This window comes from Streptomyces daliensis (assembly GCF_054782395.1).
Genome location: NZ_BAAGSO010000010.1, coordinates 17,629 through 43,714, shown reverse-complemented (window position 1 = coordinate 43,714; position 26,086 = coordinate 17,629). Strand labels below are relative to the sequence as shown.

23 protein-coding genes are annotated in these 26,086 nt (G+C 71.2%); 10 read left to right on the top strand and 13 right to left on the bottom strand.

Annotation, left to right across the window (positions count from 1 at the left end; all coding sequences use genetic code 11):
• Positions 1-28: 28 nt before the first annotated feature.
• Together ACYVOO_RS03170 and ACYVOO_RS03165 are read right to left on the bottom strand one after the other, a co-directional pair.
• Positions 29-670, bottom strand: a complete 642-nt coding sequence (locus ACYVOO_RS03170; protein ID WP_461014113.1) for a response regulator — start codon at positions 668-670, stop codon at positions 29-31.
• The gene (locus tag ACYVOO_RS03165; protein WP_461014112.1) at positions 663-1,865 is read right to left on the bottom strand and encodes a GAF domain-containing sensor histidine kinase; all 1,203 of its coding nucleotides are present in this window, start codon (positions 1,863-1,865) and stop codon (positions 663-665) included. The genes ACYVOO_RS03170 and ACYVOO_RS03165 overlap by 8 nt, the downstream gene beginning before the upstream one ends.
• A 389-nt stretch (positions 1,866-2,254) precedes the next feature.
• Between ACYVOO_RS03165 and ACYVOO_RS03160 the strand changes: the two genes are divergently transcribed.
• Positions 2,255-3,016: an aggregation-promoting factor C-terminal-like domain-containing protein gene (locus ACYVOO_RS03160; RefSeq protein ID WP_461014111.1), complete on the top strand. Its 762-nt coding sequence runs from the start codon at positions 2,255-2,257 to the stop codon at positions 3,014-3,016.
• Between the two features lie 158 nt (positions 3,017-3,174).
• Here ACYVOO_RS03160 and ACYVOO_RS03155 read toward each other — a convergent pair whose 3' ends face one another.
• Positions 3,175-5,850, bottom strand: coding sequence for an ABC transporter ATP-binding protein/permease (locus ACYVOO_RS03155; RefSeq protein WP_461014110.1), 2,676 nt, complete (start codon positions 5,848-5,850; stop codon positions 3,175-3,177).
• A gap of 296 nt (positions 5,851-6,146) precedes the next feature.
• Here ACYVOO_RS03155 and ACYVOO_RS03150 point away from each other — a divergent pair, with 296 nt between their 5' ends.
• Both ACYVOO_RS03150 and serB read left to right on the top strand, forming a co-directional pair.
• Positions 6,147-7,985 (top strand): streptophobe family protein, encoded by a 1,839-nt coding sequence (locus ACYVOO_RS03150; RefSeq protein WP_461014109.1) that lies wholly within the window; start codon positions 6,147-6,149, stop codon positions 7,983-7,985.
• 313 nt (positions 7,986-8,298) lie between these two features.
• On the top strand, positions 8,299-9,531 hold the full coding sequence (gene serB, locus ACYVOO_RS03145) for a phosphoserine phosphatase SerB (RefSeq protein WP_461014108.1): 1,233 nt from the start codon (positions 8,299-8,301) through the stop codon (positions 9,529-9,531).
• Between the two features lie 274 nt (positions 9,532-9,805).
• On the opposite strand, the gene ACYVOO_RS03140 is transcribed toward serB, so the two are convergent.
• From ACYVOO_RS03140 to ACYVOO_RS03125, 4 genes are all read right to left on the bottom strand, one after another.
• Positions 9,806-10,327: a SixA phosphatase family protein gene (locus ACYVOO_RS03140; RefSeq protein WP_453349084.1), complete on the bottom strand. Its 522-nt coding sequence runs from the start codon at positions 10,325-10,327 to the stop codon at positions 9,806-9,808.
• A 92-nt stretch (positions 10,328-10,419) separates the two neighbouring features.
• Entirely contained in the window at positions 10,420-10,695 is a 276-nt protein-coding gene (locus ACYVOO_RS03135) for a hypothetical protein (protein WP_461014107.1), read from the bottom strand.
• A gap of 193 nt (positions 10,696-10,888) precedes the next feature.
• Complete coding sequence (locus tag ACYVOO_RS03130) at positions 10,889-11,005, bottom strand: SGM_5486 family transporter-associated protein (protein ID WP_453349082.1); 117 nt, start codon at positions 11,003-11,005, stop codon at positions 10,889-10,891.
• A 17-nt stretch (positions 11,006-11,022) separates the two neighbouring features.
• Complete coding sequence (locus tag ACYVOO_RS03125; RefSeq protein ID WP_461014106.1) at positions 11,023-12,462, bottom strand: CynX/NimT family MFS transporter; 1,440 nt, start codon at positions 12,460-12,462, stop codon at positions 11,023-11,025.
• A gap of 71 nt (positions 12,463-12,533) precedes the next feature.
• Between ACYVOO_RS03125 and ACYVOO_RS03120 the strand changes: the two genes are divergently transcribed.
• Complete coding sequence (locus tag ACYVOO_RS03120) at positions 12,534-13,217, top strand: FadR/GntR family transcriptional regulator (protein ID WP_461014105.1); 684 nt, start codon at positions 12,534-12,536, stop codon at positions 13,215-13,217.
• A gap of 118 nt (positions 13,218-13,335) precedes the next feature.
• On the opposite strand, the gene fabI is transcribed toward ACYVOO_RS03120, so the two are convergent.
• A complete protein-coding gene (gene fabI / locus ACYVOO_RS03115; RefSeq protein WP_461014104.1) occupies positions 13,336-14,097 on the bottom strand; it encodes an enoyl-ACP reductase FabI in 762 nt (253 codons plus the stop codon).
• Between the two features lie 2 nt (positions 14,098-14,099).
• Positions 14,100-14,804, bottom strand: coding sequence for a 3-oxoacyl-[acyl-carrier-protein] reductase (fabG, locus tag ACYVOO_RS03110; protein WP_453349078.1), 705 nt, complete (start codon positions 14,802-14,804; stop codon positions 14,100-14,102).
• A 197-nt stretch (positions 14,805-15,001) separates the two neighbouring features.
• On the opposite strand from fabG, the gene ACYVOO_RS03105 reads away from it, so the two are divergent.
• From ACYVOO_RS03105 to tyrS, 3 genes are all read left to right on the top strand, one after another.
• On the top strand, positions 15,002-16,648 hold the full coding sequence (locus tag ACYVOO_RS03105) for a TldD/PmbA family protein (RefSeq protein ID WP_461014103.1): 1,647 nt from the start codon (positions 15,002-15,004) through the stop codon (positions 16,646-16,648).
• Positions 16,645-18,060 (top strand): metallopeptidase TldD-related protein, encoded by a 1,416-nt coding sequence (locus ACYVOO_RS03100; RefSeq protein WP_461014102.1) that lies wholly within the window; start codon positions 16,645-16,647, stop codon positions 18,058-18,060. The genes ACYVOO_RS03105 and ACYVOO_RS03100 overlap by 4 nt, the downstream gene beginning before the upstream one ends.
• A gap of 139 nt (positions 18,061-18,199) precedes the next feature.
• Positions 18,200-19,636 (top strand): tyrosine--tRNA ligase, encoded by a 1,437-nt coding sequence (tyrS, locus tag ACYVOO_RS03095; RefSeq protein ID WP_461014101.1) that lies wholly within the window; start codon positions 18,200-18,202, stop codon positions 19,634-19,636.
• 76 nt (positions 19,637-19,712) lie between these two features.
• Here tyrS and ACYVOO_RS03090 read toward each other — a convergent pair whose 3' ends face one another.
• Positions 19,713-19,991 (bottom strand): GlsB/YeaQ/YmgE family stress response membrane protein, encoded by a 279-nt coding sequence (locus tag ACYVOO_RS03090; RefSeq protein ID WP_453349074.1) that lies wholly within the window; start codon positions 19,989-19,991, stop codon positions 19,713-19,715.
• Positions 19,992-20,230: 239 nt separating this feature from the next.
• On the opposite strand from ACYVOO_RS03090, the gene ACYVOO_RS03085 reads away from it, so the two are divergent.
• Positions 20,231-20,587 (top strand): DUF3099 domain-containing protein, encoded by a 357-nt coding sequence (locus ACYVOO_RS03085; RefSeq protein ID WP_453349073.1) that lies wholly within the window; start codon positions 20,231-20,233, stop codon positions 20,585-20,587.
• Between the two features lie 203 nt (positions 20,588-20,790).
• Complete coding sequence (locus ACYVOO_RS03080) at positions 20,791-21,042, top strand: hypothetical protein (protein ID WP_461014100.1); 252 nt, start codon at positions 20,791-20,793, stop codon at positions 21,040-21,042.
• Positions 21,043-21,155: 113 nt separating this feature from the next.
• Here ACYVOO_RS03080 and moaA read toward each other — a convergent pair whose 3' ends face one another.
• The 3 genes from moaA to ACYVOO_RS03065 all read right to left on the bottom strand — a co-directional run bounded on the left by moaA (position 21,156) and on the right by ACYVOO_RS03065 (position 24,287).
• Positions 21,156-22,145, bottom strand: coding sequence for a GTP 3',8-cyclase MoaA (gene moaA / locus ACYVOO_RS03075; protein WP_461014099.1), 990 nt, complete (start codon positions 22,143-22,145; stop codon positions 21,156-21,158).
• 145 nt (positions 22,146-22,290) lie between these two features.
• Positions 22,291-23,943 (bottom strand): solute symporter family protein, encoded by a 1,653-nt coding sequence (locus ACYVOO_RS03070; protein WP_461014098.1) that lies wholly within the window; start codon positions 23,941-23,943, stop codon positions 22,291-22,293.
• Positions 23,940-24,287 carry a DUF485 domain-containing protein gene (locus ACYVOO_RS03065; RefSeq protein ID WP_461014097.1) on the bottom strand — a complete coding sequence of 116 codons (348 nt, stop codon included), beginning with the start codon at positions 24,285-24,287 and terminating at the stop codon, positions 23,940-23,942. The genes ACYVOO_RS03070 and ACYVOO_RS03065 overlap by 4 nt, the downstream gene beginning before the upstream one ends.
• Positions 24,288-24,532: 245 nt before the next feature.
• Between ACYVOO_RS03065 and ACYVOO_RS03060 the strand changes: the two genes are divergently transcribed.
• Positions 24,533-26,068 carry a S8 family peptidase gene (locus ACYVOO_RS03060; RefSeq protein ID WP_461014096.1) on the top strand — a complete coding sequence of 512 codons (1,536 nt, stop codon included), beginning with the start codon at positions 24,533-24,535 and terminating at the stop codon, positions 26,066-26,068.
• The last annotated feature ends 18 nt before the right edge of the window (positions 26,069-26,086 follow it).

Here is a 26,086-nt window from a genome sequence, read left to right as displayed (position 1 = left end):
CCCGTCACCCCGTCAGCCCGTCAGCCCGTCAGCCCGTCAGCCCGTGCCGGACGGCCCAGAGCGCCGCCTGGGTGCGGTCCGCCAGGTCCAGCTTCATCAGGATGTTCGAGACGTGCGTCTTCACCGTCTTCTCCGAGAGCACCAGCGCCCGCGCGATCTCGCGGTTGGAGCGGCCGTCTGCGATGAGGCCGAGGACCTCGCGCTCCCGCTCGGTGAGCGAGGAGCCCCGTCCCGCTCCGCCGCCCGCCGCGTCGTCCGAGAGCAGCGCCCCCGCGACCTCGGGCTGGAGCAGCACATGGCCCGCGTGGACGGAGCGGATGGCCCCGGCGAGCGCGTCGGGGTCGACGTCCTTGTAGACGTATCCGGCGGCGCCCGCGCGCAGCGCCGGGACGACCGTGCGCTGCTCGGTGAAGCTGGTGACGATCAGGACGCGTGCGGGGTTCGCGCTCTCGCGGAGCTTGCGCAGGGCCTCGATGCCGTCCGTGCCCGGCATCTTGACGTCCATGAGGACGACGTCGGGGCGCAGTTCCTCGGCCCTGGCGACGCCCTCGTCCCCGTCGGCCGCCTCCCCCACCACCTCGATGTCGTCCTGGACCTCCAGGAACGTGCGCAGTCCCCGCCGTACGACCTGGTGGTCGTCGACGAGCAGGACGCGGATCACCTCAGCCACCGGGCACCTCCAGCTCGATCACAGTGCCCTTGCCGGGCTCGGACTCCACGCTCAGCCTTCCTCCGACGCCGCCCGCCCTGTCCCGCATGGAGACGAGCCCGAGGTGGCGTCCCGCCCTGCGCACCGCGTGCGGGTCGAAGCCCTGGCCGTCGTCGCTCACCCGCAGCACCGCTCCCGTGCCCCTGCGGACGAGGGCGACGTCGACGCGTACGGCGTCCGCGTGGCGCAGCGCGTTGTGCAGCGCCTCCTGGGCCACGCGCAGCACCGCCTCCTCCTGGGCCGCCGGGAGGGCGCGTACGCCCTCGCAGGAGAAGCTGACCTCGGCCGAGTGCGCGCGGTCGAGGACCTGGGCCTGGGTGCGCAGGGTGGCGACGAGGCCGTCCTCGTCGAGCGCCGCAGGCCGCAGTTCGACGACGGCGGCGCGCAGTTCGTCCGCGGCCTCGGCCGACAGGCGTGCGATCTCGTGCAGCTCTTCCTTGGCGCGTCCCGGGTCGCGGTCGACGAGCGCCGTGGCCGCCTGGGCCGTGAGGCGGAGCGAGAAGAGCTTCTGGGCGACGGCGTCGTGCAGTTCGTGGCCGATGCGGGCGCGCTCGCCCGCGATGGTCAGCTCACGGCTGCGCTCGTAGAGGCGGGCGTTGGTCAGCGCGATCGCCGCGTGCTGGGCAAGCAGGCGCAGCAGTTCCTCGTCCTGCTCGGTGAAGGCGCAGAGCCTGTTCCCTGGTGCCGCCCCGCGCCCGGTCTCGCGCCCGGCGCAGCGCTTGTTGGCGAAGAAGAGGGCGCCCAATACCTCTTCGCCGTCCGCGATGGGCATGCCCAGGAAGTCGGTCATCTCGGGGTGCGCCCTGGGCCAGCCGCCGAAGCGGGGGTCCTCGCGGACGTCGGCGAGGCGCTGTGGGGTGGCCTCGTGGAGCATCGCGGCGAGGATGCCGTGCTGGCGGGGCAGCGGGCCGATGGCCTTCCACTGGTGGTCGCTGACGCCGTCCACCACGAACTGGGCGAAGCCGCCGTGGTCGTCGGGGACGCCGAGGGCCGCGTACTCGGCGTCGAGCAGCTCGCGGGCAGAGGCGACGATCGTCTGGAGGACGTCGCGCACCTCGAGGTGCCGGTTCATGGCGAGCAGTGCGGCGCTGACGGCGGCGAGTCCCGTGCCCGGCGGCCTGGGGTCCGGGGCACATCCCCCGGGAGTGTGCGGCATGGGGCTCACGGTACCGGCGAGAGGGCGCCCGGAGATCGGACGTGCGCCGGGCGGGGCCCCGGACCGTGGACCTAGGTCCCGGGTCGGGGCGGGCACGGGAAACCGTGACGCTATGTGTTGACGCGAGAACGGTGCGGCATACCCGACGGGTGGAGGTGTGACCCCGGACATAGGACGCAGGTCACGTACGAGGTGGCTTAGTAGACACTCTGGGCAACCCGGACGTGCGGAGCGCACACGCGCCCGGACCGTAAGGACCGGGTTCAACTAAGAGCGGTAGTAATGGGGCTCTTTGCCCTGGGTTTTGCGGCCCGCTAAGAATGTCTGCCGCCGCAGGACCCCCTGTGGTCCGTGGTGTGTCACCGGAATCGGAAGAGGCCCGCTCACTCATGACCGTCCCCACTTCTCATCGCCGCCGTGGCGGCAGACTGACCCGGTTCCAGAAGGTGTCGGCCGCCACCGGTGTCGCGGCCGTCGGCGCCACCGCGCTGGCCGTCGCCGTCGTGCCGGGCCAGGACAACGGGAGCGCGACGGTGCGCACCGCGAGCGCCGACCTCTCCGCGCAGCCCGTCGCATGGCAGACGGCCCAGGACAGCCCGACGGCGCAGCGGGCGAGCATCGACGCGCAGTCCTCGCACGCCGACGACCGCGCCCAGGCCGAGGCGAAGGCCGAGGCCCAGCAGCAGGCCCAGGCGAAGAAGCGCGCCGAGGCCGCGCGGGCCGCCGACGCGGAGCGGGCCCGCGAGGCGCGGGAGAAGGCGGCGAAGGAGAAGGCCGCCAAGGAGCGCGCCGAGCGGGAGCGCGCCCGTAAGCAGGCGGCGAGCCGCTCGGCCGAGCGCAAGAGCACCACCGCGACGCCCTCCGGCTCCCCGCAGGAGATAGCGCGCCAGATCATCGGCGACGAGTCGCAGTTCCAGTGCTTCTCGAACATCGTGGAGCACGAGAGCGGCTGGAACCCTCGGGCGCAGAACGCCAGCAGCGGCGCCTACGGCCTCGTACAGGCGCTCCCCGGCTCCAAGATGGCCTCGGCGGGCTCCGACTGGCGCACCAACCCGGCCACCCAGATCAAGTGGGGCCTCGGCTACATGAACGACCGCTACGGCAGCCCGTGCGGCGCCTGGTCGTTCTGGCAGGCCAACAACTGGTACTGAGCCGGTCCCCGTACCCGCCCGGTACGCATGCCGAAGGCGGCGGCACCCTTCCAGGTGCCGCCGCCTTCGCATGTGCGCACGGTTGCGTCGCGTTGTCCGTGTTGCGGCGCCGGGAGCCGGGAGGGCGCGTTGCCCCCTCGGCCCCTTGCGCCTTCACCTCACTTGCGCATGACCTCCGGCTCATGCCGGCGCAGCAGCCGCGCCACGGCGAAGCCGCAGGCGACGCCGATCAGGATCAGCACCGTCATGTCGAGGAACCAGATCCCCGTGGAGTGCTCCCACAGCGGGTCGAGGTCGGTCGGGTTCTCACGGTCCCAGGGGGCCATGACGTTGGACAGGTCGATGGTCGCGCCCGTCGCGCCGATCGCCCAGCGGGACGGCATCAGCCAGGACACCTGCTCGATGCCGGGCGAACCGAAGATCTTGAACAGCACGCCCGTGAACACGACCTGCACGATCGCGAACATCACGAGCAGCGGCATCGTCTTCTCGGCCGTCTTCACCAGCGAGGAGATGACGAGGCCGAACATCATCGAGGTGAAGCCCAGCGCGATGATGCCCAGGCAGATCTCGGCCGAGGCGGGCATCACGAGGCCGTCCTCCGGCACCTCGCGCGGGAACAGGCCGATCACGGTGATGATGACGCCCTGGAGCGCGGTGATGAGACCGAGGACGACGACCTTGGACATCAGATACGCGGAACGGGACAGGCCGGTCGCCCGCTCCCGCTCGTAGATGACCCGCTCCTTGATCAGCTCACGTACGGAGTTGGCCGCCCCGGAGAAGCACATGCCCACCGCGAGGATGAGCAGGATCGTGCCCGCGTCCTGGTTGAAGCCCTTGGGCGCGGCCGGGTTCTTCTCCAGCCCGAAGTCGGACGGGATGACCGTGGAGACCACGCCGAGGATCGCGGGCAGCAGGATCATCAGCGCGATGAAGCCGCCGTCGGACGCGATGACCGACGTGTATCTGCGCACCAGCGTCCAGAACTGCGAACCCCAGCTCTGTGGCTTTTGCACCCGACTGGGCGGGGCCTGCACCTGCTGCGGCTGCGGGGCGACGGCGTCGAGGTCGGCCGCGTAGAGCTGGTAGTGCTGCGAGCCCTGCCAGCGGCCCATCCAGTCGTAGTCGCGGTAGTTCTCGAACGCGGAGAAGACATCGGCCCAGGTGTCGTAGCCGAAGAAGTTGAGCGCTTCCTCCGGCGGGCCGAAGTAGGCCACGCCGCCGCCGGGCGCCATCACCAGGAGCTTGTCGCACAGCCCCAGTTCGGCCACGGAGTGGGTGACGACGAGGACCGTACGGCCGTCGTCGGCCAGTCCGCGCAGCAACTGCATGACGTCGCGGTCCATGCCCGGGTCGAGACCCGAGGTGGGCTCGTCCAGGAAGATCAGCGACGGCTTGGTGAGCAGCTCCAGGGCGACCGAGACGCGCTTGCGCTGGCCGCCGGAGAGCGAGGTGACCTTCTTGTCGGCGTGGATGTCGAGCTTCAGCTCGGCGAGGACCTCCTCGACCCGCGCGTTGCGCTCGGCCTCCGCGACGTCACCGGGGAAGCGGAGCCGCGCGGCGTAGCGCAGCGCGGTCCGCACCTTCAGCTCCTTGTGGAGGATGTCGTCCTGCGGCACCAGGCCGATGCGCTGACGGAGTTCGGCGAAGTGCTTGTAGAGGTTCCTGTTGTCGTAAAGAACCTCACCGACATCAGCGGGACGGTATCCGGTGAGCGCCCGCAGCAGCGTGGACTTTCCGGAACCGGAAGGGCCGATAACGCCGATGAGCGACTTTTCGGGAACACCGAAGGTGACGTTGTTGAGAATCACCTTGCCGTTGTCGACCTTCACCGTCAGATGACGGGCTGAGAAGGAGACCTCGCCGGTGTCGACGAATTCCTCCAGCCGGTCACCGACCAGCCGGAAGCTGGAGTGGCCGACGCCCACGGTGTCCTGGGGCGTGATGACGGCGGCGCCGGACTTCGGCAGCGGCTGGCCGTTGACGTAGGTGCCGTTGTGGCTGCCCAGGTCGCGGATCTCGAAGCGGCCGTCGGGCGACGCGTGGAACTCGGCGTGGTGGCGGGAGACCTGGAGGTCCGAGACCACCAGCTCGTTCTCCAGCGCACGGCCGATGCGCATCACGCGGCCGAGGGAGAGCTGGTGGAAGGTGGTGGGGCTGCGGTCCCCGCCGCCCTGCCTTCCGGCGCCGGCCCCTGCCCCGGCGCCGTGCTGCGGCGCCTGGTGCGGCTGCTGCTGCGGGTGCGGGTGCGGGTGCTGCGGCTGTTGCTGGTGCTGCGGGTAGCCCTGCTGCTGCGGCACCTGCTGCTGGTACTGCTGCGGCGGCTGCTGTTGCCAGTCGCCCTGCGCGGGCGGGGGCTGCTGGCCCCAGCCGGGGCCGCCCTGACCACCGGGGCCACCGGGACCACCAGGGCCGACGCCCGGGTGCTGCTGGGGCGGCGCCTGCGTGGCCGCCTGCGCCTGCGGCGCCCCCTGCTGCCGCGCGTCCGGTACGGCGGTCTGCGCGCTGTAGACGTCCGCGCCGGGAGCGGCGGCCGCGCCCGCCGCCGAGAGGTTCAGCCGCGGCCCGTCGGTCGCGTTGCCCAAGTGCACGCTCATGCCGGGGCCCAGCTCCAGTTGCTGGACGCGCCGGCCCTGCACGTAGGTGCCGTTGGTGCTGCCCGGGTCCTCGATGACCCAACTGCGCCCGCCCCAGCGGATGGTGGCGTGCCGCCAGGAGACTCTGGCGTCCTCTATCACCACGTCGCCCTGCGGATCACGCCCAAGGTTGTACGCCCTGGACGGATCGAGCGTCCAGGTCTGTCCATTCAATTCCAGTACGAGTTCCGGCACTCCATGCCCCACAAAGTTGTCCCCCGAGCAACCCCCTGGATAGGGAGTCTAGGGATGGCGAACATCGTGGGGAACTATTCCAGGCCCGGGCCTCGAACAGGAAGTCGCCCCGTATCAAGCTCGTCCCGACGTCGCCGGTTGACTCGGTCGAAAGGGGCTCGGAGAGTGGTAAGAAACCCCGGACCCGCACGCATCGGGAATCATGCGGACAACTGGGCATCGATCGGGGGAGCGCCATGGGCGACGATGCGCACCGTACCCCTACCCGTATCCGTACCCGTACCCGTGGGGGCGCCGTGCGTGACCCCCGGGCTCCCGCACCGGCCCGTCGCGCCCTCGACGTCCTGCTGACGGCCGTCGCGTCGGTGACCTGGTCCTTCGCCGGAATGGCGGGAACCGCGGCCCTCGGGCTGCATCTGCTGGGCGCCGACGCCGCCGGTTCGCTGGGCCCCCTGACCGCGGCGGCCGTGGCACTGGCCGTGGGCGGCTCGGTCGTGCCCGACGGTGATGTGAAGGTCTTCGGACTGAAGGGTGCCGATGCCGAGGCGGCCCTCGATGTGATGCCGCTGGGCGTCGCGCTGGCCGGGGCGCTGCTCCTCGCGTACTTCTTCCTGCGCTCGCTGCGCGCCGTCGGCCACGTCGTACGGCTTCCCGAACTCGCCGCGCGCGTCGCCTCGGTGGCCGTGCTGTTCCTCGCCGTGCTGGGCTGGCTCGCCTGGGCGGGGCACTCCACGGTGACCCTCGACGGCGAGCGGCTGCGGCAGGGCGCCGAAGACCGCCTGCGGGCCGGGATGGGCGACCGGCTCGGCGGACTCGAAGGGCTCGACGGCGGCATCGGCGACCTCGGGGGCGGGCTCATGGACGGGCTCGGCGGCCTCATGGACGCGAAGACGTCCGTCGGCTTCGCCGTGGAGACGGTTCCGACGCTGCTGGCGGGTGCCTGCTGGGTCCTCGGTGTGCTGCTGACCGCGCTGGCCGCCTCGCGCCGCACGCCGCTGCCGCCGGGGCGGCTGTGCGAGTGCGTGCACCGTACGGTCAGGCCCGCCGCTTCCGCGCTGGTGCTGGTCCTGCTGCTGACGGTCACGGCCGGGCTCGCCGCCGCCGGTTACGCGGCGGCGACGGGGGCGGGTACGGGGACAGGGCCGGGGGCGGGCGAGGGCCCTGGCCGCATCGCGGGAGCCGCCCTGCTGGGGGCGCCGAACGGCACCTGGCTGGCGGTCCCTCTCGGGCTCCTGGTCACCTTCCGGGGCGCCGCCACGGGTGAGCTGGCGAAGCTGCTGCCCGATCCGGTGGACGCGTTCCTCGCGGCCGGAGACAGTGACGGCCGGTCCATGACGGTGGCCGATCTCGCGGGGCTCGACTCACGGGTGTGGCTGCTGACCGTGGCCGTCGGGCTGGCGCTGCTGGCGGCGGGTGTGCTCACGGGCGCCCGTACGCCACGAAGGGAACGGGAGCGGGGGCGGGGAGTGCTCGGGTTCGCCGTGCGGTGCGGGGTGTCGCTGGGCGCCGTGACGGCCGTCGCACTGCCCGTACTGGTGCTGCTCACCGGGGTCGAGGCGAACGCGGGGCTCTCGGTGATGGGCTTCGACGCCATGGGCGCGGGCGTCGAACTGCGCGGCAGCGTGCCGGGGGCGCTGGTGCTCGGGGCGCTGTGGGGCGCGGCGGCGGGTTTCGTGGGGGCGCTGATGGCGTGCGCCACGGGCGCGGCGGGACGGCGGACCTCCCGGTTCGCCTCGGAGAGGGAGGGCCCGGAAGGCTCCGGTGCGTATGACACGTCGCGCACCTGGCCCGCCCTCGCCTACGAACGCGGGCCATACCGGCCTACGCCGCAGCCCGGGCTGGGCGCGGGCGAGCGGAACCCGTACAAGGAGGGACCGGACGCGGGGGATCCGTACGGTCAGGGCCCCGGCTCCCACGGGGGCGGACCGCGCGGGGGCGAGGGGCCCGCGCGGGGCGGGAGCCCGCACTCGGCGCAGACGATCGCGGGCGGCCCTCCGCACCGCCCGTACCGCAGCCCCGAGCCGCCCCCTCCCGGCCCTCCGCCGCCGCACCCGCCGCCCCGGGGGCCCCGGCGCGGGCGGCGGCCCGGAAGCGGCACGGAGCCGGACGAGGACCCGGGCCACGACCGGGGCTGAGCCGGGCCAGGGGCGGGTCCAGGACGGAGCGTGCGGCGGCCCCGAACCGGAGCCGAACGAGAGGCGTCCCCCTGGTTGAAGCCCGCGTGAAAGGTGCGGGAAATCGGCGCCCGCGCAGGACGGGGAGGAGCGGGGAGAGAGGACGGCGCACACGGGGAGAGCACGAGCAGCGAGCGAGGAGGGGGCGCTGACCTGGGCGTCCGTTCCGTCCGGAGAAGCGGGGGATCGGGGCGGATCGGGGCACGTCCCTCGCCCCCGCACAGAGCGCCCCAGGAGGAGACCCCCGTCCCACAGCGGCTAACGTAAGAGAACCATGACCACATCGCTGGCCACTCCGCCTTCGTACGCCGATACGCCCACCCTCCTTGTCAAGATCTTCGGCAAGGACCGGCCCGGGATCACCGCCGGGCTCTTCGACACACTCGCCGCCTTCGCGGTCGAGGTCGTCGACATCGAGCAGCTCGTCACCCGGGGCCGCATCACACTGTGCGCCCTGGTCACCGCGCCGAGTACCGGCACCGCCACCGAGGGTGAGCTGCGTGCCACCGTGCACAGCTGGGCCGAGTCCATGAAGCTGGAGGCCGAGATCATCTCGGGCACCGGCGACAACCGTCCGCGCGGCACGGGGCGCTCCCATGTCACCGTGCTCGGCCACCCCCTCACCGCGGAGACGACCGCCGCCATAGCTGCCGCGATCACCTCCACGGGCGGCAACATCGACCGCATCTTCCGGCTCGCCAAGTACCCCGTCATCGCCGTCGAGTTCGACGTATCCGGCACGGAGACCCCCGGGCTGCGCACCGCGCTCGCGATGGAGGGGGCACGGCACGGCGTGGACGTCGCCGTCGTCGCCTCCGGGCTCCAGCGCAGGGCGCAGCGGCTGGTCGTGATGGACGTCGACTCGACGCTGATCCAGGACGAGGTGATCGAGCTGTTCGCCGCCCACGCGGGCTGCGAGGAGCAGGTCGCCGAGGTCACGGCGCGGGCGATGCGCGGCGAGCTGGACTTCGAGCAGTCGCTGCACGCGCGCGTCGAGCTGCTGGCCGGGCTGGACGAGTCCGTGGTGGAGAAGGTGCGCACGGAGGTACGGCTCACGCCGGGCGCGCGCACTCTCGTGCGGACGCTCAAGCGGCTCGGCTACCAGGTCGGCGTCGTCTCCGGCGGCTTCACCCAGGTCACCGACGCGCTCCAGGAGGAGCTGGGCCTCGACTTCGCCCAGGCCAACACCCTGGAGGTCGTGGACGGCAAGCTCACGGGCCGGGTCACGGGCGAGATCGTCGACCGCGAGGGCAAGGCGCGGCTGCTGCGGCGCTTCGCCGAGCAGGCCGGGGTGCCGCTCGCGCAGACCGTCGCCATCGGGGACGGCGCCAACGACCTGGACATGCTCAACGCGGCGGGGCTCGGCGTCGCCTTCAACGCGAAGCCGGTCGTGCGCGAGGCCGCGCACACCGCCGTCAACGTGCCCTTCCTGGACACCGTGCTCTATCTGCTCGGGATCACCAGGGAAGAGGTCGAGGCGGCGGACGGCGAGGAGGACGAGGACTGAGCCCGGCCGGTTCGGGTTCCGGATCCGGAGCGGGGCCGGGCGGTATCCGGTCCAGGTCCGGGTTCGGGGGCGTGACCGGGTCCCGCTCATGCGGGCACCGGCCGACGCCCCCTGTACGGGTCAGTGCGCGGGCCCTCGCGCAACCGTCGCGGGCGCGGGGCCCGTTGACGCGCGGGGTGCTGCGGACACCGGGGGCACTGCGGACACTGTGCGGGGCCGCCCGGAGGGGCCCGGCGCCGGAGTGAGCGGCTCTCCTCCGGCGCGTCTGGAGCGGCTACTCCTCATGCGGTGCCCAGTAGTCGCTCAGGGTGCCGACGCCGGGCTCGACGGACTTCCAGGAGCCGCCGAAGCGGAGCACCGCGAGGGCGGAGGTCGGGAAGCCGTTGCGGGACATCCGCTCCGCCGCGTCGCCCTCGGCACTGCCCGTGAGCGCCTCGGCGACGCCCTGGATACCGGGGTTGTGTCCGACGACGAGCAGGTCCCGGACGTCCTCGGACACTTCGTTGATCACAGCGATGATCTCGCCGGGTGAGGCTTCGTAGAGCCGGTCCTCGTAAACCGTCTTGGGACGCTGCGGCAGCTGGTGCACGGCCAGCTTCCACGTCTCACGGGTCCGGGTCGCGGTCGAGCAGAGGGTCAGTCCGGGATTGACGCCGTGGGCGGCCAGCCACTCGCCGACGGCCGGGGCATCCTTGCGGCCTCGGTCTGCGAGGGGGCGTTCGTGGTCGTCCACATCAGGCCAGTCGGCCTTGGCGTGCCGGAGAAGGACGATACTGCGGGGCACATCGACGCTCATGTTTTCCAGCTTCGCACGAAACGCGCCACCGGGCGCAGGGTGTTGGGATTGCTCGACCGGCACGGGTGACGTGCTGTAAAGGGGCCGTCACCTCAGCCGAACAGCACCCGTATCAGCCCCTGGAAAATCGCGCTGAACGGCTGCAACAGGGGCCCCGCCTGCTCGGCCGCGCCCGCCTCTCCCCCGCCCAGGAGCAGCGCCAGCAGCGTCACGAAGGCGACGACGGGCAGCGCGACCGCCCACCAGGGAAGCCGCGTCTGCGCACCGCTCGCCGCGGGGCTCGCCGTGGGGCTCGCCGTGGGGCTCGCCGTGGGGCTCGCCGCGGAAGGGGTCGTCGCGGAGGGTGCCGGATACACACGGGCCGTCATGGGGCTCGCCTCCGTGGGTCGGGTCGGGGTCGTCGAACGGTGCGACTCAGACGCTACGGAAGCGGCGGCGTGGCTCCCATCCGGTGACCCACCCACTTACCCCTGACCCGAACCCCCTAGGGGATGGTGGGGCCAGCCCCACCATGGACGCCCTGAAGGTGCGGGACGGGGCGCTGTGCGGTGCTACGGGACGCTACGGGGCGACGATGCTGGCGATCACACCGATGACGACCAGGATGCCGATGATCGTGGCGAAGACCAGGAGCAGCTTCTTCTGCCCGTTCTGCGGATTGGGTTCAAGGACTGGCATACCCGTCAGTGTCGCACTCAGCGCCCGTCCTCGATCACCCGGTCCCGCCCCGCGAGCACGCCCATGGCGATCTGCCCGAACATCAGCACCGTCATCAGCAGCAGCGGGACGTGCCAGCCGCCGCTGGTGTCGTGCAGGGCGCCGACGAGCAGGGGCCCGGGGATCGAGATGAGGTAGCCCGTGCTCTGCGCGAAGGCGGACAGCTTGACGACGCCCGCGCTGGAACGCGACCGCATGCCGATCATCGTGAGCGCGAGCGGGAAGGCGCAGTTGGAGACGCCCAGCATCAGCGCCCACAGCCAGGCGCCGTCGGCCGGGGCGAACCACAGTCCGGCGTACCCGGCCAGACCGCAGACCCCCAGCGCGAGCACCAGCGGTCCCTGGTGCCGCATACGGGCGGCCATGCGCGGCAGCACGAAGGACAGGGGGACGCCCATGCCCATGGTCACGGCGAGCATCAGTCCGGCCGACGAGGCGGAGACACCGGCGTCGCGGAAGATCTGCGGCAGCCAGCCCATGGTGATGTAGGCGGCCGACGCCTGGAGCCCGAAGAAGATGCCCAGCGCCCAGGCGGTGGGCGAGGACGTGATGCGCACGGCGGGCTCGGCATCCGCCCCCGCGTCCGCCCGCGCGTCCGGCCCCGAGGCGGCGGACCGCTCCGCACCCTCGGCCTCCTCCGCGCGCTCGGCCGCCTCCGTACGCTCCGGGACGGCCTCCCGTGCCGCGTCCGGCTCGGGGGCGCGGGAGCCGCGGTCCCGGAGGACGGCCGCCCACGGCGCCATCGCGACCACGCCGAGCAGCGCCCAGGCTGCCAGGCCGAGCTGCCAACTGCCGCCCAGCGCCTCGGTCATGGGCACGGTGACGGCGGCGGCGCTGGCGGTGCCCAGGGCGAGGGCCATGGAGTAGAGGCCGGTCATCGGGCCGACCCGGCCAGGGAACCAGTGCTTGACGACGACCGGCATCAGCACGTTGCTCACCGCGATGCCCGCGAGGGCCAGCACGCTCGCGGCGAGGAAACCGGCAGTGCCGCCCACGAAGGGGCGCAGGGCGAGCCCCGCCGTGATCGCGACCATCCCCACGAGGACCACGGCGGCCGGGCCCCAGCGACGGGCCAGCCTCGGGGCCAGCCCGCCGAAGACCGCGAAGCAGAACGAAGGCACGGAGGTGAGCAGCCCGGCCACGGTGCCGTTCATGCCAAGGCCGTCGCGCACCTCCTCCATGAGGGGGCCGAGGCCGGATATCGCGGGCCGGAGGTTGAGCGCGGCGAGCACGAGTCCGACGACGACCAGGCGCAGCACCCAGGCCGACGGCTGACCGGTCTTCGCGGCACCACCGGACGCGCGGGACGCGTCGGACGCATCAGGCACGCCGGACGCACCGGATGCACCCGACGCGCCGGATGCCGACGCCCGAGAGGAATCGGAAGGGGGCCTGAGATCGTCGTCTTTCACTGGCATAGAGGCCATCATAGAATCATGGGACGAATTCATGCCAACAGCCGTACCGCCTCGTTCCGCCCTGGAGAGTCATGACCCTGTCCACACCGCAGCGCTCGGCGCTGGCCGCCCAAGTGATCGCCGCCCTGCGTACGCAGATCACCTCGGGGGAATGGCCCGTGGGCTCCCGCATCCCCACCGAGCCCGAACTGGTCGAGGAGCTGGGCGTGGCCCGCAACACCGTGCGGGAGGCCGTTCGCGCGCTGGCGCACAACGGCCTGCTCGACATCCGGCAGGGCTCCGGCACCTATGTGGTCGCGACCAGTGAACTGGCCGGGGTCATGCAGCGCCGGTTCGCCGACGCGGACCCGCGCCACGTCGCCGAACTGCGCGCGGCCCTGGAGACCTCGGGCGCCGAACTGGCCGCGCGACGGCGCACGGAAGCGGACCTGAACCAGCTCGACGCGCTGCTGGAGCGGCGCGAGGCGGCGTGGGAATCGCGCGAGGTGGACCGCTTCGTGGAGGCGGACGCCAACCTCCACCTGGGCATCGTCGCGGCCTCCCACAACGAGGTGCTCACGGCGGTCTACGCCGACCTCGGCGACGTGATGCGGGACTTCCTGCGCTTCGACGTCGGCGAGGAACTGCACCCCGAGAACCACATGGACCACGAGCGGCTGGTCGAGGCCATCCGCGACGGGGACCCCGAGGCGGCGGGCCGCGAGGCCGCCTCGTACACGCGGGAGTGGGGGCGCGGGGTGTCGGATGACAGATGACAGGTAACGGATGACAGATCACAGATGACAAGTAACAGGTAACAGGTAACAGATTTCAATATCCGTTACCTGTTACCCGTTAGTTGTCAGACGTCAGCCGCCTCCTGCGCCCTGCGCCCTACGCCCCCATCATGTGGACGCCGCCGTCCACGTGGACGATCTCGCCCGTCGTGCGCGGGAAGAAGTCGGACAGCAGGGCGACCACGCCGCGGCCAGCGGGCTCCGGGTCGGTCAGCTCCCAGCCGATGGGCGCGCGGTGGTTCCACACGTCCGCCAGCTCCTCGAAGCCCGGGATGGACTTCGCGGCCATGGACTTGATGGGACCGGCCGAGATCAGGTTGCAGCGCACGTTCCTCTCGCCCAGGTCGCGGGCGAGGTAGCGGCTGGTGGACTCCAGGGCCGCCTTGGCGACGCCCATCCAGTCGTACTTCGGCCACGCGATCTGCGCGTCGAAGGTGAGGCCGACGACGGAGCCGCCCTGCGGCATCAGCGGCAGGCAGGCCATCGTGAGGGACTTCAGCGAGTACGCCGAGACGTGCACGGCGGTGCCGACGTCCTCCCAGCTCGCCTCCAGGAAGTTGAAGGCGCCCTGCGGGCCGAAGGCGATGGAGTGGACGATGCCGTCGAGGCCGTCGACGTGCTCGCGCACCTTGTCGGCAAGCCCGTCCAGGTGCTCCTGGTCGGTCACGTCCAGCTCGATGACCGGGGCCTCCTTGGGCAGCCGCTTCGCGATGCGCTGCACCAGCGAGAGGCGCCCGAAGCCGGTGAGGATGACCTCGGCGCCCTCCTCCTGGGCGACCTTGGCGGCGTGGAAGGCGATCGATCCCTCGGTCAGTACGCCGGTGACGAGGATGCGCTTGCCAGCGAGGATTCCGCTCATGTTCAGTGACCCATGCCCAATCCGCCGTCTACGGGAATGACGGCTCCAGTGATGTACGCGGCCTCGTCGGACGCCAGGAAGCGCACCGCTGAGGCGATCTCGCCGGGCTGCGCGTAACGGCCCATCGGAACCTGTCCCATGATGTTCTCGCGCTGCTCGTCGGTGAGCGCCTGCGTCATGTCGGTGTCGACGAAGCCGGGCGCGACGACGTTGCAGGTGATGCTGCGGGAGCCCAGCTCGCGGGCCAGGGAGCGGGCGAAGCCGACCAGTCCGGCCTTGGAGGCGGCGTAGTTCGACTGCCCTGCGGAGCCCAGGAGCCCGACCACGGAGGAGATCAGCACCACGCGGCCCTTGCGGGCCCGCAGCATGCCGCGCGTCGCGCGCTTGACGACCCGGAACGTGCCCGTCAGGTTGGTCTCCACCACCGAGGTGAAGTCCTCCTCGGACATCCGCAGCAGGAGCTGGTCACGCGTGACACCGGCGTTGGCGACGAGCACCTCGACCGCGCCCTGCTTCTCCTCGATCTCCTTGTAGGCCTGCTCCACCTGCTCCGGGTCGGTGATGTCGCACTTGACCGCGAGGAAGCCCGACGGCGGCTCACCGGAGCGATAGGTGATGGCGACCTTGTCGCCTGCGTCGGCGAAGGCGCTGGCGATGGCGAGGCCAATGCCGCGATTGCCTCCTGTGACGAGTACCGAGCGGCTCAAGGTGTGACCACCCTTTCTGCTGGTTCCGCGGTGACGCGGCCGAAGTCTGTCCGTACGAAAACTATCGGTTGGTCTACCCCGTCGTGGACTCGGGCAGCGACAGGGGCCCGGACAGCCTCCTGTGGAGTCCCTACAGAAAGCGGCGGCGGAAACGGCTCTGACAGGGCATGATCGGTTGCCGACGACGGGAGGACGCCTTGCCCCAGCCCATCCAGCCCACCGGCCCCACAGGCTCCGATGAACCCACCGGCCACGCGGGCCCGACCGGTCGCGACGGCCCCACCCCCGGACCCCCCAATTCCGCCCGCGCCGGGCAGCCCCGCGCCGCACCGCCCCTCGACGAGAGTTTCCTCGCGCTCCCCCTCCGCCCCCTCGCCGACGCCGCGCTCGCGCGGGCCCGCGCGCTGGGTGCCGAGCACGCCGACTTCCGCTTCGAGCGCGTCCGCCGCGCGGCCTGGCGGCTGCGCGACGCCAGACCGGCCGGCGCCTCGGACACCACGGACACGGGTTACGCGGTACGCGTCGTCCACGGCGGCGCGTGGGGCTTCGCCTCTGGCGTCGAGCCGACGATGGACGCGGCGGCCAGAGTGGCCGCGCAGGCCGTCGAGATGGCGAAGCTCTCCGCGAAGGTGGCCGAGGCGGCGGGCGCGCGGGACGCCGTGGAGCTGGCCCCCGAGCCGGTGCACGGGGAGCGGACGTGGGTCTCCTCGTACGAGGTCAACCCGTTCGAGGTACCCGACGTCGAGAAGACCGGCCTGCTGGCCGAGTGGAGCGGGCGGCTGCTGGCGGCGGAGGGCGTCAGCCACGTGGACGCCACGCTCCTCACCGTCCAGGAGAACAAGTTCTACGCCGACCTCGCGGGCACCGTCACCACCCAGCAGCGGGTGCGGCTGCACCCGCAGCTCACGGCCGTCGCGGTCACCGGGGACGGCACGTTCGACTCAATGCGGACGCTGGCGCCGCCCGTCGGCAGGGGCTGGGAGTATCTGCGCGGCACCGGCTGGGACTGGGAAGCGGAGCTGGAGCGGATGCCGGAGCTGCTGGCGGGGAAGCTGCGCGCGCCGAGCGTCGAGCCCGGCGCCTACGACCTGGTGGTCGACCCCTCCAACCTGTGGCTGACCATCCACGAGTCGATCGGCCACGCGACGGAGCTGGACCGCGCGCTGGGCTACGAGGCGGCGTACGCGGGCACCTCCTTCGCCACCCCGGACAAGCTGGGCACGCTGGCCTACGGCTCCGGGATCATGAACGTGACGGGTGACCGCACCGCGGAGCACGGGCTCGCCACCATCGGCTACGACGACGAGGGCGTCGAGGCCCAGTCCTGGGATCTGGTCAGAAACGGCACCCTGGTCGGCTATCAGCTCGACCGCCGCATCGCCCGCCTCACCGGGCGGGAACGCTCGAACGGGTGCGCCTTCGCGGACTCGCCGGGGCACGTGCCCCTCCAGCGGATGGCGAACGTGTCCCTGGCCCCGGCCCCTGACGGCCCCTCGACGGAGGAGCTGATCGGCGGTGTGGAGCGGGGGATCTACGTCGTCGGCGACCGCTCGTGGTCCATCGACATGCAGCGTTACAACTTCCAGTTCACCGGGCAGCGCTTCTTCCGCATCGAGAACGGCAAGCTCGCCGGCCAGTTGCGGGACGTCGCCTACCAGGCGACCACCACCGACTTCTGGGGGTCCATGGAGGCCGTCGGCGGCCCCGGTACCTATGTGCTGGGCGGCGCCTTCAACTGCGGCAAGGCGCAGCCGGGGCAGATCGCGGCCGTCTCGCACGGCTGTCCCTCGGCGCTGTTCCGCGGCGTCAACATCCTCAACACCACGCGGGAGGCGGGCCGATGACCGGCATCCGTACGGGCGGTACGGGCGGTACGAGCAGGCCGCACGAGGTCGTCGAGCGGGCCCTTGAACTGTCCCGCGCCGACGGCTGTGTGGTCATCGCCGACGAGGAGTCCAGCGCCAACCTGCGCTGGGCCCGCAACGCGCTCACGACGAACGGTGTCACCCGGGGCCGCACTCTGACCGTCATCGCCACCGTGGACGGCGCCCGGGGCACCGCCTCCGGCGTGGTCTCGCGCGCGGCCGTGACGGCGGACGAGCTGGAGCCGCTGGTGCGGGCCGCCGAGGAGGCGGCCCGCGCCTCGGAGGCGGCCGAGGACGCCCAGCCGCTCGTCGAGGGGGTGCCCGCCTCCCCCGGTTTCACGGAGGCGCCGGACGAGACCTCCTCGCGGGTCTTCGACGGCTTCGCGCCCGCGCTCGGGGAGTCCTTCGCGCGGGCGGCCGCCGGGGGCCGGGAGCTGTACGGCTTCGCGCAGCACGGCGTGGTCTCCACCTATCTGGGCTCCTCGGCCGGGCTGCGGCTGCGCCACGACCAGCCCACCGGCACCCTGGAGGTGAACGGCAAGTCGCCCGGAACCGGCGGCTCCGCGTGGGTGGGGCGGGCCACGAGGGACTTCCGCGACATCGATCTGGCCGCGGTGGACGCGGAGCTGGAGCGGCGGCTGAAGTGGGCGGAGCGGAAGGTCGAGCTGCCGGCGGGGCGGTACGAGACGCTGCTGCCGCCCACGGCCGTCGCCGATCTGCTGATCTACCAGCAGTGGTCGTCCACGGCGCGGGACGCGGCGGAGGGCCGGACGGCGTTCAGCGGGCCCGCCGGGGGCACGCGGCTGGGCGAGCGGCTCTCGGAGCTGCCGCTGACGCTGCGCGGCGACCCGCACGCACCGGGCCTGGAGGCGGCGCCGTTCGTGCTGGCCCACTCCTCCGGCGACGACGCGTCCGTCTTCGACAACGGGCTTCCGCTGGGCCCCACGGAGTGGATCAGCGAGGGCGCGCTGTCCCGGCTGCTGACCACCCGGCACAGCGCGGCGCTGACGGGGCTGCCGGTGGCGCCGCCCGTCGACAACCTGATCCTGGAGGGCGGGAACGGGCGCTCGCTGGACGAGATGGTCGCGGACACGGCCCGCGGGCTGCTGCTGACGTGCCTCTGGTACATCCGCGAGGTGGATCCGGCGACGCTGCTGCTGACGGGGCTGACCAGGGACGGCGTGTATCTGGTGGAGAACGGGGAGGTGACGGGGGAGGTCAACAACTTCCGCTTCAACGAGTCCCCGCTCGGCGTCCTCTCCCGCGCCACCGAGGCGGGCCGCACGGAGCGGACGCTGCCGCGCGAGTGGTCGGACTACTTCACCCGCGCCGCGATGCCTCCGCTGCGCGTCCCGGACTTCAACATGAGTTCCGTCAGCCGGGGCGTGTGACCGGCGGGGACGCGTGCCCGGCAGGACGCGTGACCGCCTTAGACTCGTTACCGGCCGTTCCCCGCCCGCGCGCCCGCACCGTATGGCGCGCGGGCCGGGCCGCGGCCTTCCGACCACCGACGATCATCAGGACAGATACGTGACACGCCTCGGCGACTCCGTGCAGCGTGCCAGCGAACTGCTGGCGCAGGACCTCTCCTCCGACCAGACCGTCGAGCGGCTGCTCGCGGAGACGGGCTCGCGGCGCTATCTGGACCTGAGCGATCTCCCGGCGTCCGAGCAGGCGGCCCTCATCGCGTCCCGCGCGGTGGACGTGCTGCCCTCGGAGGAGAAGCTCACCGAGCGCATCGAGCAGCGCCGCGCGGAGGGCAGGGGCCTGCACATCAAGCTGGGCATCGACCCGACCGCGGCCGATGTCCACCTGGGCCACACCGTGCCCATGATCGTGCTCAGCCGCTTCCAGCGGATGGGGCACGACGTGACCCTCCTCATCGGCGACTTCACGGCGAAGATCGGCGACCCTTCGGGCCGTACGGCCGAGCGCCCGCCGCTCACCGACGAGGACATCGCGAAGAACCTCCAGGGCTACCGCGAGCAGGTGCGGCCCTTCTTCGACTTCGAGAAGGTCAGCTTCCGGCAGAACAGCGAGTGGCTGGCGCCCTACACGTTCCCCGAGCTGCTGTCGCTGCTGACGCAGGTCCCCGCCTCCTCGCTGCTCCAGCGCGAGGACTTCCGCAACCGGCTGGCGTCGGGCGCGGGCATCACCATGTCCGAGCTGCTGTACCCGATCGCGCAGGGCCTGGACTCGGTGGCGCTGGACTGCGACATCGAGCTGGGCGGCGTCGACCAACTGCTGAACCTCCAGATGGGCCGCAAGCTGATGGAGGTCCGCGGCCAGAAGCCGCAGCTGGTCGCCACGGTGCCGCTGATCGAGGGCACGGACGGGTCCGGCGCGAAGATGTCGAAGTCGAAGGGCAACTACATCGGTCTGTCCGCGACCGCGGATGACGTCTTCGGCAAGATCATGTCGATCCCCGACCGGCTGATGGAGCCCTACCTGCGCGCCTGGACGGAGTGGACGGACGGCGAGATCGCCGCCGCCACGGCCCGTATCGAGGCCAGGACACTGCACCCGATGGACCTCAAGAAGGTGCTGGCGGGCGAGGTCGTCGCGGCGCTGTACGGGGTGGAGGCGGCGATGGCGGCACGCGCTGGCTTCGTCGCGCAGTTCTCGAAGAAGTCGTTCACGGACGTGGAGTCGCTGCCCGTCGTGGACGCCACCGAGCACGGGGCCGAGGGGATCGCGTCGATCCTCGCGAAGGTGCTCCAGTTCCAGCCGAGCGCCTCGGCGGCACGCCGGGTCGCGAAGCAGAACGGGCTGCGGCTGATCATGGAGCCCGAGGGCGCGGAGCAGCACGCCGTCGTGCTGCCGGAGGCGGACGCGCTGCGTCCGCTGACCGAGGTGGCGCTGGAGAAGCTCACCGAGGCCGGGCTGGTCACGAAGGACGGGGCCGGGGTGGCGGGCACCGTCTACCTCAAGGCGGGCCGCAAGATCGCCGAGATCAAGGGGCTGTAGGACCGACCGGCGGGTCCCCTGAACCCCTGACCCCCTCCGCCCCTCCCCGGGGCGGAGGGGGTCAGGTCATGTCAGCTCAGGTCCGCTCTCTGCTCTTGCCCCGGATCATCGCCCACAGCGGCGTGCCCAGCGCGACGACGACCACGGCGCCCGCGAGCTGGAGCACGTGCCGCATCCAGTCGATGCCCTTGGTGTCGTTGACGCCCACCCAGGTGGCCACGGCGTTTCCCAGGATGCTGCCCAGGATGCCGAAGATCGCCGTCAGCCACAGCGGGATGTCCTGCTTGCCCGGAAGGATGGCGCGGGCGAGGACACCCAGCACCAAACCAAGGACAATCGCCCACAACCAGCTCATGTCGCCTCCGCAGTTCGGCGCGGTTTGCGCACCCTTGTACGTATACGGGGAACACTCTCCTCCCGGCCCGACTACGCCGCATGGCGTACAGCTCCATACGGGTGACGTCGCGCCGCCACTGGTCCCGGGGATCAGCGCCCCGGTCTCGAACCCGGCTGAGCCCGGGCGTACCGTAGTGAAGGCCCGGAACCCCGCGCGGCGGACCAGACCCGGCACAGTGAGCAGGTGGTGGAAACGTGATGCGGAAGCAGCGCCGGCCCGAGGTCTTCCGGATCACCGGGGCCCGGCAGGGACTGGAAGACGACGTTCGCGGCAGGCAGCGGCGCTATGTGATCTCGATGCTCGTGCGCACGGCGTCGGTTCTGCTGACCGTCCTCCTGTGGAACGTGCAACGCCCGTTGGCCGTGGTGACGCTCGTGCTGGGAGCGCTGCTTCCGTACGTGGCGGTAGTGATCGCCAACGCGGGCCGCGAGAACGCTCCTTCGCTCCCGGCCTCGTACATCCCCTCCCCCACGCGCCCCATGCTCGGCTCGGCGGAACGCGTCCCTGAAGCGGGCGTGAACAAGTCCGACGGCCCGTCAGAGGGCCCAGCCTGAAAGGCATTTGGGCCGGGCCACCGTATGAAGCTCATGAAAAGCTCAGATCAATCATGCGGTTCCGCTGCACCGCGCAGGGTCTCGCATGCCATACTTCAGAAACGCTCCGCATCCCCCGTCGGAGCGATAGACCGACGCCGGGCGGCTCCCCCCGTGGCTGCCCGGCGTCGTTTCCTTGTGCGGGCCGGGTGTTGGATGGGGGCATGATCCCCTCAGCCGAAGACCCCGAGACCCCCATCTGCTCAGCCAAGGGCTGCCGCGCCCCCGCCGTGTGGGTGCTGGCCTGGAACAACCCCAAGCTGCACACTCCCGAGCGCCGCAAGACCTGGCTGGCCTGCGACGAGCACCGCGAGCATCTGTCGGACTTCCTCGGCATGCGGGACTTCCTCAAGGAGGTCGTCACGCTGGAGGAGTGGCACCGTCACACGGCCCCCGGGACCGGCACACCGGACTGACGGGGCCGACGCGGGCCGGACCGGCCGACGGACGGCGGGCCCCGCTCGGGCCCCGGACAGCCGCGCCGCCCGTACCCCGCGCCCCGCATCCGCCGAAGGCGCCCGCACCCGCCTCAGCCCCCGATGGCCGACATCGGCCGCGACGGCTGCACGAAGGACGGGTCGTCGATCCCGGCTCCCGCCTTCTTGCCCCACATGGCCAGCTTCCACAGCCGGGCGATCTCCTCGTCCGCCGCGCCCGCGCGCAGCGCGCCGCGCAGATCGGACTCCTCGCTCGCGAAGAGGCAGGTGCGCACCTGGCCGTCGGCCGTGAGGCGGGTGCGGTCGCAGGCGTGGCAGAAGGGACGGGTGACGGAGGCGATGACGCCGACGGTGTGCGGTCCGCCGTCGACGACCCAGCGCTCGGCGGGGGCCGAGCCGCGCTCCTCCTCGCCCTCGGCCGTCAGCGTGAAGCGGGTGCGCAGGGACTCCAGGATGTCCCCGGCGGTGACCATGCCCTCGCGGTGCCAGCCGTGCTGCGCGTCCAAGGGCATCTGCTCGATGAAGCGCAGCTCATAGCCCTCCTCGACGGCCCAGGCCAGCAGATCGGGCGCCTCGTCGGCGTTGAGCCCCGGCATCAGGACGGCGTTGACCTTGACGGGGGTGAGGCCCGTCGAGCGTGCCGCTTCGAGACCGCGCAGCACGTCGCCGTGGCGCTTGCGGCGCGTCATGCGCTGGAAGACATCGGGCCGCAGGGTGTCGAGGGAGACGTTGACGCGGTCCAGGCCCGCCTCGCGCAGGGCGGTGGCGGTGCGCTCCAGGCCGATGCCGTTCGTCGTGAGCGACATCTGGGGCCGGGGCTCCAGCGCGGCGCAGCGTTCGACGATGCCGACGAGGCCGGGGCGCAGCAGCGGCTCGCCGCCGGTGAACCTGACCTCCTCGATGCCCAGTTCCGTCACGGCGATGCGCACGAGGCGCACGATCTCGTCGTCCGTGAGGAGGTCGGGTTTGGCGAGCCACTGGAGGCCTTCTTCTGGCATGCAGTAGGTGCAGCGCAGATTGCAGCGATCGGTCAGTGATACGCGCAAGTCGGTGGCGACTCGGCCGTATGTGTCGAGCAGCATGCTGGCGGCCCTCCCACGGTTGCCTGATCTGTCTCGAAGCGTACGCGACGTGTATGACATTCAACAGATCGTTGAAGTTTCCTCGCGCGTACGCTGCGTGACGGTGCCGTGGTCGGGCCGCCGTAGCAGGCGCTGGCGCAACGGGTCAGTGCGCGCCCGTACCCGTCATGGAGCGCACCTCCAGCTCCGCGTACTTCTCGCCGCCCGCGCCCTCGTCCTTGGAGAGGACCGAGCCGAGCCAGCCGAGCAGGAAGCCGAGCGGGATCGAGATCAGGCCTGGGTTCTCCAGCGGGAACCAGGCGAAGTCGGCGTCGGGGAACATCGACGTCGGCTTGCCGGTGACCACGGGCGAGAAGAGGACGAGCAGCACCGAGGAGACGAGCCCTCCGTAGATCGACCACAGCGCGCCCTGTGTCGTGAAGCGCTTCCAGAAGAGGCTGTAGAGGATCGTCGGCAGGTTCGCGGAGGCGGCCACCGCGAAGGCGAGCGCCACCAGTCCCGCGACGTTGAGCTTGCCCGCGAAGATGCCGAGCCCGATGGCGACGGCGCCGATGATCACGGCGGAGATACGCGCTGCCGAGACCTCCTCCTTCTCGGTGGCCTCGCCCCTGCGGATGACGTTCGCGTACAGGTCGTGCGCGAAGGACGAGGAGGAGGCCAGGGTGAGCCCGGCGACCACGGCGAGGATCGTCGCGAAGGCGACCGCCGAGATCATCGCGAGCAGGATCGCGCCTCCGGTCGAGTCGGCGCCGCCGCCGATCTCCTGCGCGAGCAGGGGCGCGGCCGTGTTGCCCGCCGCGTTCGACTCGACGATCTCCTTCTGCGAGAGCAGCGCGGCGGCGCCGAAGCCGAGCGCGATCGTCATCAGGTAGAAGACGCCGATGATGCCGATCGCCCAGTTCACGGACTTCCGCGCGGCCCTGGCCGTCGGGACGGTGTAGAAGCGGATCAGGATGTGCGGGAGTCCGGCGGTGCCGAGGACGAGCGCGATGCCCAGCGAGATGAAGTCGATCTTCGAGGTGGTGGTGACCCCGTACTTCAGTCCCGGCTCCAGGAAGGCGGCGCCCTTGCCGCTGTTCTCGGCCGCGGCGCCGAGGAGCGAGGAGATGTTGTAGTTGAACTTGTGGAACACCAGCACGGTGATGATGAGCGTTCCGCCGATCAGCAGGCACGCCTTGATCATCTGGACCCAGGTGGTCCCCTTCATTCCGCCGATGGTGACGTACAGAATCATGATGATTCCGACGAAGACCACGATCAGGTTCTTGCCCGTCTCGCCCGTGATGCCCAGCAGCAGCGCGACGAGCGCGCCGGCGCCGACCATCTGGGCCAGCAGGTAGAAGATCGAGACGATGATGGTGGAGACGCCTGCGGCCGTGCGGACGGGCCGCTGCCGCATCCGGTAGGCCAGGACGTCGCCCATCGTGTAGCGCCCGGAGTTCCGCAGCGGCTCGGCCACCAGCAGCAGCGCGACGAGCCAGGCGACCAGGAAGCCGATGGAGTAGAGGAAGCCGTCGTACCCGGAGAGGGCGATGGCGCCCGCGATGCCCAGGAAGGACGCGGCCGACATGTAGTCACCGGAGATCGCCAGGCCGTTCTGGAAGCCCGTGAACTGCCGGCCGCCCGCGTAGAAGTCGGTGGCGTCCTTGGTGCGGCGCCCCGCCCACACGGTGACGGCCAGGGTGGCCACCACGAAGCACGAGAAGAGCGTGATGATCAGGGTCCGGTGCTCGCTGGCGCCCTCGGCCGCGAGGGGGAACCGCGCCGGAGCCGCCGCCAGGTGCTGACTGATGCTCATGCGTCGCCCTCCAGACGGGCCTTGATCGCGTCGGCCTTCGGGTCGAGCTTCGCCGCGGCGTGCCTGGAGTACCACCAGGCGATGAGGAAGGTGGTCACGAACTGTGCGAGGCCGAAGACGAAGGCCACGTTGACGTTGCCGACGACCTTCGTCGCCATGAAGGCGTCCGCGTAGTTCGACAGCAGGACGTACAGCAGGTACCAGACGATGAAGGCGACGGTGAGCGGGAAGGCGAACGACCGGTACGTGTGCCGTAGTTCACCGAACTCGGCACTCTGTTGCACCTCCGTGTAATTCAGGCCGCGCGGGGGGCCTGAACCCTCGTGCTCTGATGCGGTGTCCACGGTGACTCCAGTCGGAATGAGTGGGTGGGGGGAGAGGACGGTGTGGGGCGTGTGGGGGTGCTTACTGGCCGTACAGTGCGCGCATCGTAGATCTTCGGCACGTGTCACAACAGGGGTCAGAGGTTGAAACCCGTAAGACACATTGTCGACTCGCTCGGACTATCTTTCGGAATCCATTGCTGAGCTGCACCAATCGGCGCTAACTTCCCACGTCTATGGTCAACTTCAGACGACATGGAGACCCCATGGATTCAAAACCTTCCAGACGTTGGCGCGCGCTCGCGATGCCGCTCGGACTGGTCCTCACCGCTTCGGTCGGGATGGCGGGCGTCGCAGTGGCGAGCACGCAGAACGCCGCCACCGCGACCGCCGCGCAGGACGGGGAGAAGCTGAGCTACGTCGTGAACACCGCGACGGACGCCTCGACCATCGAGCGGGTGAAGAAGGAGATAACCAAGGCCGACGGCACCGTCGTCACCGCGTACAAGAAGATCGGCGTCATCGTCGCGCACTCCACGAACCCGGAGTTCGGCGACACGCTACGCGCGGTGAAGGGTGTCGACTCGGCGGGCGCGACCCGCACGGCGCCGATCCAGGCCGCGGCCACCACGGACGTCGGCAAGCCGCAGTACGTGCAGACGCCCAAGTCCACGTCGGCGGCCACAGCCCAGGCGAAGGCGCAGGGCGAGGAGCCGCTGGAGTCCCTCCAGTGGGACAAGCGGGCGATCAAGGCGGACCAGGCCCACAAGATCAGTGAGGGCAGCAAGAAGGTCACCGTCGGCGTCATCGACACCGGCGTCGACGACACGCACCCCGACCTCCAGGCCAACTTCTCGGCCGAGCAGTCCGCGAGCTGCGTCGGCGGCAAGGCCGACACGAGCGAGGGCGCCTGGCGCCCCTTCGACGCGGCCAACGACTACCACGGCACGCACGTCGCGGGCATCATCGCGGCGCCGCGCAACGACGTGGGCATCGCGGGTGCGGCGCCCGGTGTGCAGGTCTCGTCCATCAAGGTGAGCGAGAAGGAGACGTCCCTCTTCTACACCGAGGCCGTCGTCTGCGCGATGGTCTTCGCCGCCGACCACGGCGTCGAGATCACCAACAACAGCTACTACATCGACCCGTGGCTCTACAACTGCCGCAACGACAAGGACCAGGGCGCCCTCGTCGACTCGGTGAGCCGGGCCCTGAAGTACGCGACGGGCAAGGGCACCGCCACGGTCTCCTCCGCCGGCAACTCCTCGCAGGACCTCGCCGCAGCGGAGCTGACGGACGACACCAGCCCGAACGACTCCACGCCGGTCGAGCGCACCATCAACCCGGCGACGTGCCCGGACATGCCCACCATGCTGCCGGGTGTCACCTCGGTCTCGGCGACGGGCCCGGAGAACCTGAAGTCGTACTACTCCAACTACGGCGCCGGTCAGATCGACGTCGCGGGCCCCGGTGGCGACACCCGCTACCAGACGCCCGAGCCCCCGGCCAAGAGCGGTGGCGTCCTGTCCACCATGCCGGACGGTGAGTACGCGTACCTCCAGGGCACCTCGATGGCCGGTCCGCAGGTCGCGGGCGTCGCCGCGCTCATCAAGAGCAAGCACCCGAAGGTGTCGCCCCAGGAGCTGGGCTGGCGTCTGAAGGCACAGGCGCAGACCGTCAAGTGCCCCACCAAGTACGACCCCGACGGCAAGGGCACCTACGCCGCCACGTGCACCGGTGTCCCCGGGAACAACAGCTTCTACGGGCACGGCCTCGTGGACGCCCTCGCGGCCGTCAAGAAGTGACCCGCACGGAGTGACCTC

Coding starts and splice junctions, on each gene's coding strand:
- ACYVOO_RS03165 (WP_461014112.1), bottom strand. CDS start 1,865: ATGCCGCACACTCCCGGGGGATGTGCCCCGGACCCCAGGCCGCCGGGC.
- fabI (WP_461014104.1), bottom strand. CDS start 14,097: ATGAGCGGAATCCTCGCTGGCAAGCGCATCCTCGTCACCGGCGTACTG.
- ACYVOO_RS03130 (WP_453349082.1), bottom strand. CDS start 11,005: ATGCCAGTCCTTGAACCCAATCCGCAGAACGGGCAGAAGAAGCTGCTC.
- ACYVOO_RS03085 (WP_453349073.1), top strand. CDS start 20,231: ATGCGGAAGCAGCGCCGGCCCGAGGTCTTCCGGATCACCGGGGCCCGG.
- ACYVOO_RS03100 (WP_461014102.1), top strand. CDS start 16,645: ATGACCGGCATCCGTACGGGCGGTACGGGCGGTACGAGCAGGCCGCAC.
- ACYVOO_RS03135 (WP_461014107.1), bottom strand. CDS start 10,695: ATGACGGCCCGTGTGTATCCGGCACCCTCCGCGACGACCCCTTCCGCG.
- ACYVOO_RS03060 (WP_461014096.1), top strand. CDS start 24,533: ATGGATTCAAAACCTTCCAGACGTTGGCGCGCGCTCGCGATGCCGCTC.
- ACYVOO_RS03080 (WP_461014100.1), top strand. CDS start 20,791: ATGATCCCCTCAGCCGAAGACCCCGAGACCCCCATCTGCTCAGCCAAG.
- moaA (WP_461014099.1), bottom strand. CDS start 22,145: ATGCTGCTCGACACATACGGCCGAGTCGCCACCGACTTGCGCGTATCA.
- ACYVOO_RS03120 (WP_461014105.1), top strand. CDS start 12,534: ATGACCCTGTCCACACCGCAGCGCTCGGCGCTGGCCGCCCAAGTGATC.
- ACYVOO_RS03090 (WP_453349074.1), bottom strand. CDS start 19,991: ATGAGCTGGTTGTGGGCGATTGTCCTTGGTTTGGTGCTGGGTGTCCTC.
- ACYVOO_RS03070 (WP_461014098.1), bottom strand. CDS start 23,943: ATGAGCATCAGTCAGCACCTGGCGGCGGCTCCGGCGCGGTTCCCCCTC.
- ACYVOO_RS03140 (WP_453349084.1), bottom strand. CDS start 10,327: ATGAGCGTCGATGTGCCCCGCAGTATCGTCCTTCTCCGGCACGCCAAG.
- ACYVOO_RS03160 (WP_461014111.1), top strand. CDS start 2,255: ATGACCGTCCCCACTTCTCATCGCCGCCGTGGCGGCAGACTGACCCGG.
- serB (WP_461014108.1), top strand. CDS start 8,299: ATGACCACATCGCTGGCCACTCCGCCTTCGTACGCCGATACGCCCACC.
- ACYVOO_RS03125 (WP_461014106.1), bottom strand. CDS start 12,462: ATGCCAGTGAAAGACGACGATCTCAGGCCCCCTTCCGATTCCTCTCGG.